The 17,342-nt window shown below is 39.3% G+C and carries 16 protein-coding genes; 4 read left to right on the forward strand and 12 right to left on the reverse strand.

Features of this window, described 5'->3' with window-relative positions; translation table 11 throughout:
• Positions 1–61: 61 nt before the first annotated feature.
• Complete coding sequence (locus JR005_RS11770) at positions 62–1,198, reverse strand: YbfB/YjiJ family MFS transporter (protein WP_267460109.1); 1,137 nt, start codon at positions 1,196–1,198, stop codon at positions 62–64.
• Between the two features lie 206 nt (positions 1,199–1,404).
• On the opposite strand from JR005_RS11770, the gene JR005_RS11775 reads away from it, so the two are divergent.
• Positions 1,405–2,298 (forward strand): LysR family transcriptional regulator, encoded by an 894-nt coding sequence (locus tag JR005_RS11775; RefSeq protein WP_218665120.1) that lies wholly within the window; start codon positions 1,405–1,407, stop codon positions 2,296–2,298.
• A gap of 72 nt (positions 2,299–2,370) precedes the next feature.
• On the opposite strand, the gene JR005_RS11780 is transcribed toward JR005_RS11775, so the two are convergent.
• From JR005_RS11780 to JR005_RS11795, 4 genes are read right to left on the reverse strand one after another with little or no spacing between them, the layout of a single operon-like run.
• Positions 2,371–3,294 carry a 2-hydroxyacid dehydrogenase gene (locus JR005_RS11780; protein WP_218665121.1) on the reverse strand — a complete coding sequence of 308 codons (924 nt, stop codon included), beginning with the start codon at positions 3,292–3,294 and terminating at the stop codon, positions 2,371–2,373.
• On the reverse strand, positions 3,291–4,049 hold the full coding sequence (locus JR005_RS11785; RefSeq protein ID WP_218665122.1) for a class II aldolase/adducin family protein: 759 nt from the start codon (positions 4,047–4,049) through the stop codon (positions 3,291–3,293). The genes JR005_RS11780 and JR005_RS11785 overlap by 4 nt, the downstream gene beginning before the upstream one ends.
• Before the next feature lie 45 nt (positions 4,050–4,094).
• Complete coding sequence (gene paaG / locus JR005_RS11790; protein ID WP_218665123.1) at positions 4,095–4,883, reverse strand: 2-(1,2-epoxy-1,2-dihydrophenyl)acetyl-CoA isomerase PaaG; 789 nt, start codon at positions 4,881–4,883, stop codon at positions 4,095–4,097.
• Positions 4,884–4,943: 60 nt separating this feature from the next.
• Positions 4,944–6,746, reverse strand: a complete 1,803-nt coding sequence (locus JR005_RS11795; RefSeq protein ID WP_218665124.1) for an acyl-CoA dehydrogenase C-terminal domain-containing protein — start codon at positions 6,744–6,746, stop codon at positions 4,944–4,946.
• Positions 6,747–7,074: 328 nt separating this feature from the next.
• On the opposite strand from JR005_RS11795, the gene JR005_RS11800 reads away from it, so the two are divergent.
• Positions 7,075–7,497, forward strand: coding sequence for a PaaI family thioesterase (locus tag JR005_RS11800; protein WP_004987676.1), 423 nt, complete (start codon positions 7,075–7,077; stop codon positions 7,495–7,497).
• Positions 7,498–7,516: 19 nt separating this feature from the next.
• Here the strand turns inward: JR005_RS11800 and JR005_RS11805 are convergent, their stop codons facing one another.
• The 7 genes from JR005_RS11805 to JR005_RS11835 form a co-directional block, all read right to left on the reverse strand.
• Positions 7,517–8,728, reverse strand: a complete 1,212-nt coding sequence (locus JR005_RS11805) for an MFS transporter (protein WP_371863765.1) — start codon at positions 8,726–8,728, stop codon at positions 7,517–7,519.
• 29 nt (positions 8,729–8,757) lie between these two features.
• Complete coding sequence (gene dcaP, locus JR005_RS11810) at positions 8,758–10,086, reverse strand: outer membrane trimeric porin-like protein DcaP (RefSeq protein WP_044433164.1); 1,329 nt, start codon at positions 10,084–10,086, stop codon at positions 8,758–8,760.
• A gap of 99 nt (positions 10,087–10,185) precedes the next feature.
• Entirely contained in the window at positions 10,186–10,839 is a 654-nt protein-coding gene (locus JR005_RS11815; RefSeq protein ID WP_218665125.1) for a 3-oxoacid CoA-transferase subunit B, read from the reverse strand.
• Positions 10,836–11,507 carry a 3-oxoacid CoA-transferase subunit A gene (locus JR005_RS11820; RefSeq protein WP_218665126.1) on the reverse strand — a complete coding sequence of 224 codons (672 nt, stop codon included), beginning with the start codon at positions 11,505–11,507 and terminating at the stop codon, positions 10,836–10,838. Before JR005_RS11820 ends, JR005_RS11815 begins: the two co-directional genes overlap by 4 nt.
• 51 nt (positions 11,508–11,558) lie before the next feature.
• The gene (locus JR005_RS11825; RefSeq protein ID WP_218665837.1) at positions 11,559–12,833 is read right to left on the reverse strand and encodes an MFS transporter; all 1,275 of its coding nucleotides are present in this window, start codon (positions 12,831–12,833) and stop codon (positions 11,559–11,561) included.
• A gap of 98 nt (positions 12,834–12,931) precedes the next feature.
• On the reverse strand, positions 12,932–14,212 hold the full coding sequence (locus tag JR005_RS11830; RefSeq protein ID WP_004987661.1) for an MFS transporter: 1,281 nt from the start codon (positions 14,210–14,212) through the stop codon (positions 12,932–12,934).
• 65 nt (positions 14,213–14,277) lie between these two features.
• On the reverse strand, positions 14,278–15,432 hold the full coding sequence (locus tag JR005_RS11835) for an acyl-CoA dehydrogenase family protein (protein WP_004997831.1): 1,155 nt from the start codon (positions 15,430–15,432) through the stop codon (positions 14,278–14,280).
• 321 nt (positions 15,433–15,753) lie between these two features.
• Between JR005_RS11835 and JR005_RS11840 the strand changes: the two genes are divergently transcribed.
• Both JR005_RS11840 and JR005_RS11845 read left to right on the forward strand, forming a co-directional pair.
• Positions 15,754–16,542, forward strand: a complete 789-nt coding sequence (locus JR005_RS11840; RefSeq protein ID WP_218665127.1) for an enoyl-CoA hydratase — start codon at positions 15,754–15,756, stop codon at positions 16,540–16,542.
• Positions 16,543–16,576: 34 nt separating this feature from the next.
• Complete coding sequence (locus JR005_RS11845) at positions 16,577–17,338, forward strand: SDR family oxidoreductase (RefSeq protein ID WP_218665128.1); 762 nt, start codon at positions 16,577–16,579, stop codon at positions 17,336–17,338.
• Positions 17,339–17,342: the final 4 nt, after the last annotated feature.

Here is a 17,342-nt window from a genome sequence, read left to right on the forward strand (position 1 = left end):
AGAAAGATCATCGCAATGACTAATATTACAATGATACGTAAAGTTCCTAGAAAATAATGCATTAACCTTCCCCCTTCAGTTGACTCGAATTTAGTTTTTGAATCATGTAAAAACATACACTACACACGAAGCCAAGGCTCATCATCATCACGCCAAGAAAAAACAAATGTGGGTAAATGACACCACTTGTATGTAAAAAACTGATCAACAAACCACCTACAAGCTGTGCCGTTGCAAATGCTGCGGTTGCAATACTCCATGCGGATTGGTGATTTTGAGTACCTAATATGCTCAATAAAGCACTTGAACTAAGAGAAACCACAGCAGGATTTAATAAACCTGTTAAAAAAGAAGAAAGCGCTAAGCTATAAAAATGGTGGAAATAAACTGGAATAAAAATGGCGAGACTATAAAGTAAATAACAACGCCATAAAGCACCCGAAATCTGCCAATGTTTACTGCAATAAAAAGCAAATACTGCTCCTAACATCGAGCCTATTCCATAAAATGCCCATTGCTGATTGGAAAATTGAACACTTTGATGTAACTCACTTTTAATAAAATCGATCCAAAACAAACTATGTGGAATATAGGCAATTGCACTTAAAGCGTAAGCAGCAATGATTAGCCCAGCCATTTGAACGTATTTGGGTGCTAAAGAAATGTCTGACTGGTATATCTGATGAGTCTGTAACGTCTTTTGTTGCCCTTGTAAACCAATAAAAATGACAAAACTAAAGATCAAGCTTAGAATACCCAGAAATAACCATCCTAATCCAACATTGATTTTGGCAGCATAAGGTACAATAAATGTTGAAATCACAACCCCCGCTCCTATCCCACTAAATGCCACCATACTGAGCCGCTGTCGTATTTCAGGCTCTACCCATCTTAGTGCGTAGCTTGGCGCAAGCACCATTAAAGTTGCACCTGCAATTCCTGAAAATAATCGAAAAACAATATATAAAAACTCAGGTAAACCATGAATTGCACAAAGTAAAAGGCTTACAGATCCTACAAATGCACTGATACTAATTAATTTTTTATCTTGGATATAATGCGAGACAGGATGCGCCAATAATGCCCCGATGAGATAGCCCAATAAATTTGCACTACTTAAATAACTGGCAAATGATGCAGTAAACCATTTTTGTTCAACTAAAAGTGGCATCAAGGAGGTATATGAAAATCTAAACAACCCAATCCCTAGGCACGTTGACAGAAATGCCACCCAAAACAATCTGGATGTATTTTGCATAGACCAATCTCTGTTTAAGTTAAATACATTAAAGTCGATTATTTATATCTGGTAAAATGATTTATAGTGATAGCCAGTATCTTATTTTGAGATAGTATTTTTGCGATAGTTTGGGTTTTGAGATGTGAAACACTGAGAGAAAAATAATGCAGTTAAAGTCTTTGGAAATTTTTTTAAAGGTTGTGGAATGTGGCAGTTTTTCCCATGCAGCAACGCATTTGCATACGGTGCAATCGAATATTACTAATCATATAAAAAAGCTTGAAGATGAATTAAACTGCGAATTATTGTCACGTCAATCTCCTATTCGCCCCACCAGTGCAGGTCAACAGTTACGCCATTATGCAGAGCAAATGATTGGGCTACATCAACAAGCTAAATTTCATTTTTCTGATCAATCATTATGCCATGACATTCCATTAAAAATTGGGAGTATGGAAACCACTGCTGCAACGCGTCTACCCCAGTTATTTAAAGACGTACTTTCGCAACTGCCTGAATTAAGACTTCACTTAAATACGGGTACAACACGTGAATTGATTGACCGCGTTTATAAGGGCGATCTGGATTGTGCTTTTATTGCCAGTTCGCAAGTGCTGCCTGATTTTTATAATCTTCTGGCATGGACGGAACATTTAGTTTTGATTTGTCCTAAAGAAGTCCATGCATTTCCAGATAGGAAGGTTTTATTAAATACGCCTTTTCTTGCGATCCGTCAGGGTTGTTTTTATCGAAAAAGCATTGAGTCTTTTTTACAGGGTTATGATTTACCCCCGTCACAACTCACTGAAATGGGCAATCTGGATGCCATCTTAAGTTGTGTACATTTGGGTATGGGTTACGCCATATTGCCACGTTCATATATTGAAAAGTCATCCTATAAAGATGCGCTACAGTTTTTTGATATCGATGAGCAAATTGGTGAAATTAATACGTATCTGATCGCCAATAAACCACAAAGCTGGAGTGGTAATCTCAAACATTTTATTGAACAAGCTACAGATATTTTAGTGCAATCTCAAAATGTGGAAATGATATGAAGCTTGTAAAATGGCTCTTAAATAAGATGAATGCTTAACATTCATCTTATTTCATTGTGATAACAGCAAAATTTAATAGCCTTTCATGACATTCACTTCATTGACTAAAGCTAAGCCCTGCTGCACACGATGATCATTTTCAAGAATTTGCCCAATGACAGCCGACCAAGGTGCGTGTGAAGCAACATGGGGCGTCACTAAAACTTTAGGATGTTGCCAAAAAACGTGATCTTGTGCCAAAGGTTCTTTTGCAAATACATCTAAAACGGCACCACGTAATTGCTCTGAATCCAGTGCTGCAATTAAATCCTGTTCGTTTAGATGTTGTCCACGACCACAATTAATTATACAGGCTCCTTTAGGAAGCTGTTGAAACAACTCAGTATTTAATAGACCAACATTATCTTCAGTCAAAGGAAGCAAGTTAATCAAAATTTCACTTTGAGCAAGAAAATCCTGTCTTTGTACATCGCCTGCAAAGCAAGTTACCCCTTCAATTTGTTTTAAACTACGCGACCAACCTGAAACCTGATAACCCAGCTTTGCAAATTTTTCAGCAATATAACCGCCCATTTGCCCCAAACCCATAATGCCAATTTTGAAATCTGCACTGGTTTTTTGTGGCGGTTGTTTCCAGCGTTGCTGCTGTTGTTGGGCGATCAAAACATCAAAAAAACGCTGATAGTACAACACACACCATTGCAAATAATCGTACATGCCTTTTTGATGAGATTCATCGACGACACGGCATACTGCATAGCGGTCGCCTATGCGTTTTAGATTTAAATGCTCAACGCCCGCCGCCATAGAATGAATCAGCTTTAGATTTGGCAATGTTTCCAGATAATCTAAATCTGGAAACCACGAAATCGCCGTGGTTGCCTGTTGAGCTTGTTCGCTATGTGCCAGACAATAAGCCTCTTGAGGTGCATATTCAGCCAATGCATCTTCAAGCCATTTTTGTACTTTGGGAACAGTGGTTGCAATCACGATCATGAACAATATTCCTCTTTTTGTTGTTCAATCAATGACAATGCAGCATGCCATGCGTTTGCAATAATTCGCTCAATGCCTTTGGATTCAAATTGTGCCGAAGTATGTTCACGAACCTGTTGACTCGGAATATTTAACTCACAACCACCAGCAAGTGCTTTAATTTGCGCCTGACAAGCGCGTTCTAAAAAGTAAATTTCATGGAAAGCTCGCTGCACACTATCACCTGCTGCCAACAAACCATGATTACGCAAAATCATGGCACGATTTTGTCCAAAATCATGAACTAAACGTTCGCGCTCTTCAGTTAACAAGGCAACGCCTTCATAGTCGTGATAGCTGATTTTGTTATAAAACTTTAAGGCATGTTGCGAGATCGGCAATAATCCCTGCTTTTGTGCAGATACCGCAATTCCATCAGCGGTATGGGTATGAATGACACAATGTAAATCTTGACGTGCTGAATGAATGGCTGAATGAATGACGAATCCTGCCACATTGACCATTTTTCCCTGATCATGTTCATCGATAATATTGCCGTTATAGTCGATTTTTACTAAATGAGACGCCGTCATTTTTTCAAAAGGAATACCATATTGGTTAATTAAAAAATGACCTTCCTCATCGGGTACACGTAAACTAATATGAGTGTCGATTAAATCGGTCATGCGATAATACGCAATTAAACGATATAAAGCTGCTAATTGGCATCTGGCAGCCCATTCATTGGCTGAAACTTGTTGTTGTAAACTTGACATGATTGCATCCTTTGCATGTATTGGGTGTCACAAATCGTTTTAAGTTTAATCGAAGTTGGGCTGACGTTTTTGCATAAATGCCTGCACGCCTTCTTTATAATTTGATGATTTGCCTGCCTCACGTTGCAAATCTCGCTCAAGATCAAGCTGTTGTTGTAGGGCGTTTTGCTGCGAAAGATTTAAGGCTTTTTTAATAAGTTTCATGGATGACGAAGGTTGCATCGCTAAAGTCTCAGCCAATGCATTGACTTGCTGCTGAAAGGCATCATCTGGATAAACCTCCCAAATCATGCCCCATTCTAAGGCTTTATCGACCGATAGTTTATTTCCAAGCAACATCAGCGCTTTTGCTCTGGCATGACCCACCAAACGCGGTAAAATCCAAGTCCCACCTGCATCAGGAATTAAACCTACTTTAGAAAATGACTGTATAAATGAAGCAGACTGCTTGGCAACCACAATATCGCATGCCAATGCTATATTGGCACCAGCACCAGCCGCAACGCCATTGACTGCTGCAACAACCACTTTAGGCATATTGGCAATCTTTAAAATCAAAGGATTATAATAACGATCTAAAGATGCACCAGCATCATAGTTGGGATCTTCGATGACTTTAGGTTTTCGGGCAGATAAATCTTGTCCTGCACAAAAGCCTTTGCCCATACCTGAAATCACAATCACCTTGATCTGTTCAGAGGTTTCCCATTCGGACAAAATCTGAGTCACTTCCTGATGCATCTGTTCATTAAAACTATTGAGCACTTCAGGTCGCTTCAGTGTTAAATAGGCAACACGTTGCTCGACATGTGTCAAAATATGTTGAAAATCCATATTCAATACTCTTGTTTGAGGAGATGGTTTTATGTTCGCCATCTCCACGTTTATCATTGATTAAAAAACGAAATCTTCTGCATCTAGCGCCATCACTGATTCAGCGCCTGTTTTAATTGAGGCTGCATGCTGTTGAGTTCGATTTAATAACTTGTCATAAAAGAATTGTGCAGTTTTAAGTTTAGCCTGATAGAACTTCTGTTCAGTGGTGCCTTGATCCAGTTTTTGTTGCGCAACTTTTGCCATACGCGCCCACAGATAGGCAAAAACGATATAACTTGAGTAATATAAATAATCGACTGAAGCTGCTCCGATTTCCTCTGGATTATGCTGTGCTTTAACTGCAATATGCTTGGTAATCTCCAGCCATTCGTTTTTAAGTTTAGACAATTGATCCAGATAAGTTTTTAAACTTGAATTGGACTGATTTTCTTCAACAAACTGATCAATTAAATCAGTCATATTTTTAAGCAACTTGCCTTCTGATTTGAGTACTTTACGCGCCAGTAAATCGAGTGACTGAATTTCTGTGGTGCCTTCATAAAGCGTAGAAATACGTGCATCTCGAACAATTTGTTCCATGCCATGTTCAACTATAAAACCATGACCACCAAAAATCTGGACCCCATGTTTGGCAGATTCATTGCCTGATTCAGTTAAAAATGCTTTGGCAATCGGTGTCAAAAATGCCAGTAATTCGTCTGATAATTTTTTTTGCGCTTGATCACTTGAGCTTTCAACAATATCTGCGTGTTGTGCCAGAAAATATGCCAAGGCACGTCCACCTTCAGCAAACGCTTTTTGCGTCATCAACATACTACGCACAGCGGGATGTACAATAATTGGATCTGCATTTTGTGCAGGTTGTTTTGCACCTGTGAGTGCGCGCATGGCTAAACGTTCTTTGGCATAACTGAGCGCCCCCTGAAAAGCAATTTCGGATGCTGCCAAGCCTTGTACTGCTGTACCAATACGCGCAGTATTCATAAAGGTAAACATGCAATTTAAACCACGATTTTCAGGGCCAATCAGATAACCTTTAGCCGCGTCGAAATTCATCACGCAGGTCGCATTGCCATGAATTCCCATTTTGTGTTCAATCGCGCTACACACCACCTGATTACGATCTTGAATGTTACCGGAGTCATCAACATTAAACTTGGGCACAATAAATAACGAAATGCCTTTGGTCCCTGATGGTGCATTAGGCAAACGAGCCAGAACAATATGCACAATATTTTCAGCCAGATCATGCTCACCTGCTGAGATAAAGATTTTCTCGCCTGTAATCGCGTAACTACCATCTGCCTGAGGTTCTGCCTTAGTCCGAATCAAACCTAAATCTGAACCTGCATGCGATTCGGTTAAACACATGGTGCCTGTCCAGATTCCTGCTATCAGTTTGGTCAAAAAAGTTTGCTTTTGTTGTTCAGTGCCATGATGCTCCAATGTCCGCATCGCACCATGTGAAAGTCCCTGATACATTGCCCACGACCAGTTCGACGCGCATAACATTTCAGAAATAGCGATCCGTAACAAAGTAGGCATACCCTGCCCCCCATAAACTGGATCAGCCGTCAGTGAGGTAAAACCTAATTCGACATATTTCTGATAGGCTTCTTTAAAACCTTTTGGTGTCGTGACTACACCTTGATCCAGATGACAGCCTTCATGATCACCACTTTGGTTGATCGGAGCAATTTCATTTTCAGAAAAATCGGCTGCGGCTTCTAAATACTGATTGATCAAATCGCGATTAAATTGATCTGCATATTTGGGAAACTGTTGATAGTTTTCTTCAACTTCTAACATCTCGTGTAAAACGAATTGCATATCACGCTGTGGGGCTTTATATACAGGCATATCCTATTTCCTTGATTTTCTATTCAACTTAAAAGCATGTTTTAAGTTTCTCAAAATTTATTCTCCTCATAGGTTAAAAATATCTAAAATAATTCCATATTGCAAAATTTATTTCTGCAAATTTCATTTTATTGACTTTAATTTTTCATGGGGCTTAGTCCAAAAATAAATTTAAATATAATTAAATAATAAAATACAAAATGTTATGAATTTTTTAAATTAAACCTATTTATTTAATAGAAATTTAATTTTTGTCATGCAAAATTTTATTCCGAAAATCCTATTTTTATAGTAAGGTATTTTTCATGTTTTACAGCAAGGATGAATCATGCAAACAGGTTTAGAGTTTTTAACCGCACTCAAAAATGGCGAAGTATCGTCTTCCCCAATGGCACAAACGCTTCCCATGCAGTTGATCGAAGCCTCAAAAGGTAAAGTGATCTATAAAGTGACACCCAATAACACTCATTTAAATGTTCAAGGGGGTGTACATGGTGGTTTTTGCGCGACTGCGCTAGATACAGCAACGGGCGGCGCAGCGCATTCCGTACTTGAAGCCAATGTTGGTTACGGAACGATTGATTTGAATGTCAAAATGATTCGGCCAATGCAGACAGATACGGCTTACTATGCGCATGGTGAATTGATTAATGCAGGTCGAAATATCATTACCACTGAAGGTAAAATTGTGGATGACAATGGAAAAATTTATGCATTTGCTTCAGCGACATTTATGATCATCCGCAAATAAACCTTTAGAAGATTAAGTCTTAGTGACTTAATCTTCTGTCATGAGGTTGTCTCATTTTATAAAAATCATAACGATCAATTACAAAGCTAATAATTGCCATGCTCAAACCAATACTGGCACATGCAATCCAACCAGAATGTTTCCATGTATAAACTGCAATAAAAGAACCTAATGCTGCTCCACCAAAATACAGCGTCATATAAATTGAATTAATTCGAGATCGTGCTTGTGCAGAAATACGATAGACCAGATTTTGATTAAGTACATGTAAAGCAGATAAACCAAAGTAGGCTAAAATCACACCAACTGCATATAAGATCAAAAATTTCTGCGCAAAAAATAAGGGAATCCAAGCCAGAATAAGCAAACTCAGACTAATCAGAGCCGTGATATTTTCCTGCTGATGTGCAATTTTTTTACCTGCCCACGGTGTTGCAAATACTCCTGCCAGACCAACTATTCCAAAGAGTCCTATTTGAAAGTCATTAAAATGATAAGGTGCATTGGCCAGTAAGAATGTCATGGTGGTAAAAATCAGCGCCAAAATACCAAAACCAATACCGCCCACTAATCCTCGACGTATAAGATGTGGTTCATGAACTGCTAAAGTAAATAATGATGCGTAGATTTGCCAGACCTTTAATTTGACTGTCTTTTTAGCAACTGGAAGTTTAAACCAGACAATCGAGGCAAACAGAAGAATAATAAAACCACTTAATAAATAAACAGCATGCCACGTCCAGATCGTCGAAATCAGTCCGGCAATCGAACGGGCTAACAAAATTCCCATGAACAAGCCACTCATCAGGGTTCCCACGACTTGTGGGCTTTTTTGAGGTGTTGCTAAACCTGCGGCAAATGGAACGAGAACTTGAGTAGAAACTGAAAAGAATGTGGAAAGAAAGGTCAAGCTATACAAAGTCGTCAAATTGGGGCTAAAAGAAAGCCCCATTTGAGCCAGACCTGTACAGATCATTAGTAAAACAATATATGACCTTTTTTCAAAAAAATCCCCCATAGGAACCAATACAAACAAACCCAGCGCATAAGACAGTTGACCAATTACGATCACCAGTGCGGCTTGATCTGGATTGACTCCCAGAGCATGTGCGATTGAATAAATCAGCGGTTGATTATAATAATTCGATCCAGCACAAATACCGCAAGTCATTGCAAGTATAAATACCAGACTCTTAGACATATCCATATGTTCTGTACTGGATTGAATCATGTTAGACATTTTTTACTCAAATGCTGATTTTAAAATTTATACATCGATACAAAGTTGACACGCGAAATGTCAGCCGTTCTGCCATCAAATACTTTGCGCTCACCTAGATGATATTCCACACCAAAATCCATTTGCGCTGTTGGGCTATAGAATAAGTTAGCAGCATAATCGGTTAAACGATCATTGGCATCCTGATTTAATTCAGCATAGTCACTACTGTCATCATATTTAAAGATTGAAGCAGACCAGTTGGTACGCCATTGCTCATTAAACTTATAGGTATAACCAATATTAAATGAATCCAGTGTATTCATCACCAAATCAGTTTTGTCTTTATTTAATGAGAAATCGCCTGATGCATTTAAGCTTGCAGCATTGGCCAAACCACTTTGAGTGGTATATGGCATAAATTTCTGATCACCAACAATATGCTGATAGTTTGCCTGTAAGGACTGTTTTGGCGTAATTTGATATTTCAAACCACCACCAGCTCCCCAACTGACTTTTTTAACATCATCTCTGCCAACATCGGCAGATTTTTCGTTGACGAAACCTTGAGCAAGTACAAGCAACGGGCCCTCTTTATAGGTATATCGTCCTGTTAAAGATGGAAAAGCAGAAACCCGTGAGCTTGTATATTCAAGTGCAACTTTTAAATCATGATTGTTATCAATTTTCCAGTCATAACGAACTTGTGGCAAACGCGTATACGAGGTTCCCATAAATTGGGTATAGTCGACTGATTCTGTACGGGTTTCCATATTCGACATCAGTGACCAAGTCTGACCAAACGTCCAGTCTTTATAAGTAAAGAACGCATGTCGAATACGGAACTTGCCATCGCCAGTTCCCATTGTCGAGCTATCAAAGAAATCGGCTTCAATATTACCCGTCACTTTTTTATCTGGGCTAGTGAAGTAAACACCTAAACGGCTGGCATTAATCATCGCATCTGAACGCGGATGATTGGCACGTTTATCATTTTCAAAAGGTGCTTTATAAATACTGCTTGTTGTACGCCCACCCGTATCTGGTGAGGATTGAAAATCAACAGCCGCATCTAAACGTGCAATTCCGTAGACTTTAACATTATCAGTCCAAGTAACCCATGAAGGTGGTATTGCTTTATCCGTTTTTGCCGAAGAATCAGAAGATTGCACGGTTTTTTTCTCAGCTAATTCGGCATTGGTAGCCAATATTTTTTGCTGATTGGTCTTTTGCAGCTCAAGCTCAGTTTTTAAACGCTGTAATTCTGCTTCCAGCGCATTTATTCGTTGCTCAGTCGTACTTTCTACAGAATTTGCAAAAAGCGCCCCAGAAGCCGCGGCACAAGCCGCAGCTAAAATAAGTTTTTTCATCTTTATTCCTTAAAGATAGAGATTAATCAATCAACTTGTATATGCCCCTGAACATCCGAATTTTCATATACAAGCTATTTTGAAGTACTAAAGTAAAATTTAAATTCGAGCATCCACAAGTGGACATTCTGTTACAGCCTGCAACTCATCAAAAGTTAGACCTTCAACCATTTCAATCACATGTGCTTGTCCACCTTTTAAGTCAATAATGCATAGATCGGTGTAAATACGATCGACACATTGCTCACCAGTGATTGGATAACTCAATTGATTCACAATTTTGGCTTCACCTTTTTTAGTGGTGTGCTCCATATAAACAAAAATACGTTTTGCACCAACCGCCAAATCCATTGCGCCACCGACCGCAGGGATATCATCTTCTCGACCTGTATGCCAATTCGCCAGATCACCATTCAATGCAACTTGAAATGCTGCACCCAATACACAGATATCCAAATGTCCGCCACGCATAATGTCGAATGAATCACCATGATGCATAAAACAACCACCTGGTAATAAAGTCACCAGTTCTTTACCCGCATTGACTAAATCTGGATCTTCTTCACCTGGTGCTGGCGGTGGGCCAAATGCCAATACTCCATTTTCAGAATGTAGAAAGATTTCCTTGTCTTTAGGCAAATGTTTGGCAACATTGGTCGGCAATCCAATCCCCAAATTTACATAAGAACCATCAGGAATATCTTTTGCGATAATAGCGGCTATTTCTTCACGACTTCTTTTTTGAATGGTCATTTGATATCTCCTACTTTGACAACATACTGTACAAATATTCCTGGAGTGATGATGCATTCAGGATCAAGACTACCCAGCTCCACGACATCATTGACCTGTACAATTGTGGTCGTCGCGGCTTTTGCCATAATTGGACCAAAATTACGCGCGGCTTTACGATAAATCAGGTTGCCCCAACGATCAGCTTTGTCCGCATAAATAAAAGCAAAATCGGCATGTAATGGATATTCCAATACATAGTTTTTACCATTGATGGTTCTTGTCTCTTTACCTTCAGCAATCTTTGTACCGTAAGCTGTTGGAGTGAATACTGCCCCAAGTCCTGCACCTGCGGCCTGAATACGGCAAGCCAGATTGCCCTGTGGAACAAGTTCTAGTTCAATTTTTCCAGCACGATATAAGTCAGGAAAAACTGTTGAACTTACAGACTTTGGAAACGAACAAACCAGTTTTTTAACCAGTCCAGCCGTAAATAGTTTGGTTAAACCGTTTGGACCCGAAGACGCATTATTATTGATAATGGTCAGCTCTCTTGGTGCAATATCAATAAGCGCTTCCAGTAAAGCTTCTGGTTGACCAGTAGTACCAAATCCACTGGTCATGATGGTTGCACCATCAGGAATCGTTCTTAAGACCGATTCAATATCACTGGTGATCTTATTAATCATATCAATTCATTCCTTCTGTCTTCATTTACAAAGCTTTTTGTAAACTATTCATTACTCAGCCTTTTGCGGATCGTATAATCTGTCTTTGATAAATAAGGTTGGAATCAAACCACATAAAAAGTAGGCTACTCCCATTAACAACAAACCTGCACCAATCGAGTTATGGGTTGCCAAATAACCAATAGCGATCGGGGCAAAAATTGCACCAATTCTTCCAATATTAAATGCACCACCTACCGAAGTTCCCCGAATTGAAGTCGGAAAACTTTCAGTTAAATAGGTGGCATTGATGGCATAAGGAATCCCGTATAAAAATCCAAAAATTAGCATTAACCAGCCAATATTTTCGGCCGTATGGAAATAAACAACGACTGGAATAAATAGCGCAGTCCCCATTGTTCCAAATGCAAATACAATTCGACGGCCAATTCTGTCTGCGACAAAACCAGCGATCACTTTGGCAAACATCATGGTCAGGAAAGTCCCAATCATATAAATTGCCATTTCTTTAAACTTGATTCCCAATTCTGCTTCTAAATATGAAGGCAGCCAATTACTTACGCCAAAATAACCGAACAATAAAAATCCAGAACTAAATGTCCATAACATCAACATCTTGCCGTGTTGTTTATCTTTAAATAATGCGACATAAGGATTTTCGAGTTTTTGTGCTTTACCTGCTTGCGGGTTTGCCAATTTGAGTGCACGTGCTTTTTTCCATGATGCAGGCTCTGGAACAAGAAAGAACATCAAAATGGAAAATACAATTGGAATAATGGTAATGAAATACAGCATTCGCCAGCCAAACTCAGGAATAATCCATCCAGATAAAGCCGTGATGACCAATGAACCTAAGGTATAACCAGTCATGAGCGTTGCCAGAACAGTGGTTCTATATTTAGTCGGAACCAGTTCCGACATAAGCGTATTACATGCAATATACAGTGATCCTAAACCCAGACAGGTAATGGTTCTTAAAATAACAATCTGTTCATAAGACTGCGCCAAACCCGTACATGCAGAAAGAATGGCAAACATCGCTGTTGCAATGACAATCACGCGTACACGTCCAAAGCGATCACTTGCCCATCCACCAATCAAACCACCAATGGCCATTCCAAAAATAGACCAGCTTCCGAGTGCTCCTGCCTGTACACTGGTTAAACCAAACTCTGCTTTCAAACTTGTTAGTGTAAAAGCTAAAATCCCAATATCTGCTCCGTCACACAGCAACACCAAAAAACAAAATATAAACGCAGTCATCCAGACTTTTTTTGGCGTCTGAATCACCGTATCTTTCTCAAAACCCAAAACTTCCATTTTCATATTGCCACCTATTTCATTTAGATGAATTTGTTGTACTTTTAAATATTGAATATTTTTAAATACAGACTGGTGATCCATCACCAGTCTGAATAGCAGCATTAATCCGCTTTTTGTGGATTAAATAGTCTGTCTTTAATGAATAACAGTGGAATCACACCACAAATAAAATATGCAGCGGCCATCACCAACAGCCCCAAACCAATTGAGCCGCTTTGAGATAAATAACCAATCGTTAATGGAGAGAAAATAGAAAGTACTTTACCAACATTGTATGCACCACCCACTGCTGTACCACGAATCGACGTTGGAAAACTTTCCGTCATATAAGTTGCATTGATGGCATAAGGAATTCCGTAAAGGAAACCAAAGAACAGCATTAACCAAAGAATGTTTGTAGGCGTATTGAGATAAACAATCACTGGGATAAATAAAGCAGTCCCGATGGTTCCAAAAGCAAATACAGCACGACGCCCTAAACGATCTGCAATCATCCCTGCAATGATTTTGGCAAAAATCATAATGATGAATGTGCCCACCATATACATGGCCATTTCTTTGAATTTGATACCGAGTTCAGATTCAAGATATGCTGGCAACCAGTTACTGACACCGTAATAGCCAAACTGCAATGCACCTGTACTCACCACCCACAGCAAAAACATGATGCCGTGTTTCTTTTCTTTAAAGATTTCACGATATGGATTTTCACGCTTAACCGCTTTCATACCGCCTTCGGTTTGAGCTGCACGAAGTTGACGCGATTTTTTCCATGATTCTGGTTCAGGCACCATGAAATACATAAAGAAAGACAAAACAATAGGTGTAATCGCTAACCAATAAAGATAACGCCAGCCATGATCTGGAATAATATGTCCAGCCAATAAAGTCGCAAGTAATGAACCTAATGTATAACCTGTCATTAAGGCTGCAAGAACTGTTGTACGATGTCGGGTCGGTACCATTTCAGACATCAACACGTTACAGGCAATATATAGTGCGCCTAAGCCCATTGAACCAAAAACACGCACTAGCGCAAATTGTTCAAAAGAATGAGTAAAGCCTAAAGCACAGGTTAAAATTGAAGAGTAAGCAATAAAGAATACGATGATACGTACGCGCCCAAAACGGTCACACGCCCATCCCCCGATCAATCCCCCGATTGCAGAACCGAATAAAGTTAAACTACCTAATGTCCCGGCTTGAACCCCAGTAAGATGAAACTCTGTTTTAAGACTGGTCAAACTTAATGCTAAAAATCCTAAGTCAGCACCGTCACAGAGCAAAGCAAGAAAAGCAAATATAAATGCAGTAATCCAAATTTTTTTAGGCGTTTGAATCGCCTGTATTGTATTACTTGATGTAATTGTATCTGTTGTCATGTCTATTTCCTCAGACAAAAAACACATGAGGCATCCAATTGCCTCATGTCATATAAGATCAGAAGTTAAGCAGTCACTTCCTTAATCATATTTTTAGCGATAATGATTTGTTGAACTTGAGTTGTTCCTTCATAAAGACGGAACAAGCGAACGTCACGATAAAAACGTTCAATTGAATATTCGCTGATATAACCCGCGCCACCATGAATCTGTACACAGCGATCTGCTACACGACCACACATTTCAGTAGCAAACATTTTTGCGCAAGATGCTTCAGTGCTAATGTTTTGACCTTCATCACGACGACGTGCAGCATCTAAAACCATACATTTGGCTGCATAGATTTCAGCTTTAGAGTCTGCAAGCATGGCTTGAATCAATTGAAAATTTGCAATCGGTTGACCAAATTGTTTACGCTCTACAGCATAACGAAGTGCATCATCCAGCATACGTTCCGCCACACCAACACTATATGCACCAATGTGTAGACGACCTTTATCCAAAACTTTCATTGCAGTTTTGAAACCTACGCCTTCTACCCCACCGATTAATGCAGAAGCAGGTACACGACAGTTTTCAAAAATCACATCACAAGTATGTGATCCTTTTTGTCCCATTTTTTTATCAATTTTACCGAGCGTAATTCCTGGGGTATTGGCTTCAACCAAAAATGCAGAAATACCACTTGCACCTTTAATTTCAGGATTAGTACGTGCCATCACTGTAAAAGTCGCAGCATGCGGTGCATTGGTAATAAAACGTTTAGTACCATTTAAAACGTAGAAATCGCCATCTTTTACCGCAGTTGTTTTTAAAGATGCCGCATCAGAACCCGCTTCTGGTTCAGTCAGACAGAAAGAACCAATAATTTCGCCGCTTGCATAACGCGGTAAATATTTTTGTTTCTGCTCTTCAGTACCATCAATGATCAGACCACTTGAACCAATGCCGTTATTTGTACCAATTAACGAACGAAATGCAGGAGAAGTATGACCCAATTCAAAGGCAACATTGACTTCCTCTTCCATCGTGATACCTAAACCGCCGTATTCTTCTGGAATGGTCAAACCGAATAAGCCTAGTTCACGCATTTGCTGAACAATATCTTCAGGAATACGGTCATTTTCAGCAACTTCATGTTCTCTTGGAATCAATTCATTTTTGACAAAATCCCGAATAGTCGAGAGTAATTGTTGCAACATTCCTTCATCGCGGATCATGAGTGATCTCCCATTTCATATATTTCGCTATTGATACCAACTATTTATTTTGCAAATTAGTCAGCACACAAAGTTTCACAAAATCTAGTTCTGCATTAAATTAATTTCATACTACGAGAATTAAAACCATTTTTTCAATACTTTTTTAAAAATAAATTTCGTTAAACGAAATTATGTATCAGCTAGGCTTTATTTTTCAGGCATTTACTGATTTATCAAAAAGTTCAATCAATTAATGTCATAAAAAACACTTGAAAATTTTTGTCGATTAAGCATTATATGAGGAATATAGTTTTGATATGCGAAACAAAGGATGTAAAAATGACAGATATGAACAAGGATAATTTCGTCGAAATCGATTATTCAATTGAAAAAATAGCAATCGTCAAAATCAACCGCCCTGAATCAAAAAATGCGTTAAACACAGAAGTGCGCAAACAACTTGCACAGGCATTTACTGAAATTAGCTTTAATGACGATATTCACGCCATTGTCCTTACAGGTGGTGATGAAGTGTTTGCAGCTGGCGCAGATTTAAAAGAAATGGCAACAGCAGGTTCAACTGACATGATGCTACGCCGTACAGAACGTTATTGGAACGCGATTTCTCAATGTCCAAAACCTGTTATTGCGGCAGTGAATGGCTATGCTCTTGGTGGTGGTTGTGAACTTGCCATGCACAGCGACATTATTATTGCAGGTAAAGGTGCCATTTTTGGACAGCCTGAAATTAAAGTCGGTTTAATGCCAGGTGCTGGTGGTACACAGCGTCTGTTCCGTGCGGTCGGAAAATTCCATGCGATGCGTATGATTATGACAGGTGCCATGGTTCCAGCAGAAGAAGCCTATATCATGGGTCTAGTCTCTCAAGTGACCGAAGATGACCAAACCATTCCTACTGCTATCAAAATGGCGCAAAGTCTTGCCAAAATGCCACCGATCGCATTGCAGCAAATTAAAGAAGTTGCGCTGATGAGTGAAGATGTGCCATTAAATGCTGGCTTAACCTTAGAACGTAAATCTTTCCAATTATTATTTTCGACTGAAGACAAAAATGAAGGGATCAATGCTTTTATAGAAAAACGCAAACCTTCTTATCAAGGCAAATAGGTCTTTACAGTCGAATATTGAGGAAATGAAATTGATGGCGCGTAAAGTATTTATTAGTGCTGGTGGTTCCGGGATTGGTCGATGTATCGCAGAAGCCTTTTTAAAACAAGGCGATGATGTTTTTGTGTGTGATATCAATCAACAAAGCTTGCAGCAATTCAAACAGGATTATCCTCAACTACAGATTGCGTATTGTGATCTGGGTCAAATGAATGCGATTCAACCCATGTTTGAAACTGCCATGCAAGCGTTAGGCGGATTAGATATTTTGGTGAATAACACAGGAATTTCTGGCCCTACGGTGGCAGCAGATGAACTGAGTTTTGAAGACTGGACACAGGTTTTAAATTTAAACCTGAACAGTACTTTTATGATGACGAAATTGGCGATTCCTTATCTCAAGCAATCCGATTCTGGTGTCATTATCAATCTTTCCTCGATTGCAGGACGAATGGGTTATCCATTTAGACTGGCCTATTCGACTTCAAAATGGGGAATCATTGGTTTTACTAAAACGCTTTCGATGGAACTGGGTGCCTTTGATATTCGTGTCAATGCAGTTCTTCCCGGTGCAGTCGATGGTGAACGTGTGCAACGTGTATTACAAGCTCGTGCAGATGCCATGAATATTTCTCTTGAAGAAGTGACTCAAAACGCACTTGCCAATCAATCCCTTAAACAATTTGTCAATCCTAAACATATCGCAGATTTATGCGTTTTTCTCGCATCGGATAGTGCGAGTTCCATCTCTGGGCAAATATTACCGATAGATGGCGATAAACAGCGATTAACCTAATTTT

Origin of the sequence: Acinetobacter sp. Colony158 (assembly GCF_019264745.1) — a bacterium.
Taxonomy (GTDB): Bacteria; Pseudomonadota; Gammaproteobacteria; order Pseudomonadales; family Moraxellaceae; genus Acinetobacter; species Acinetobacter ursingii.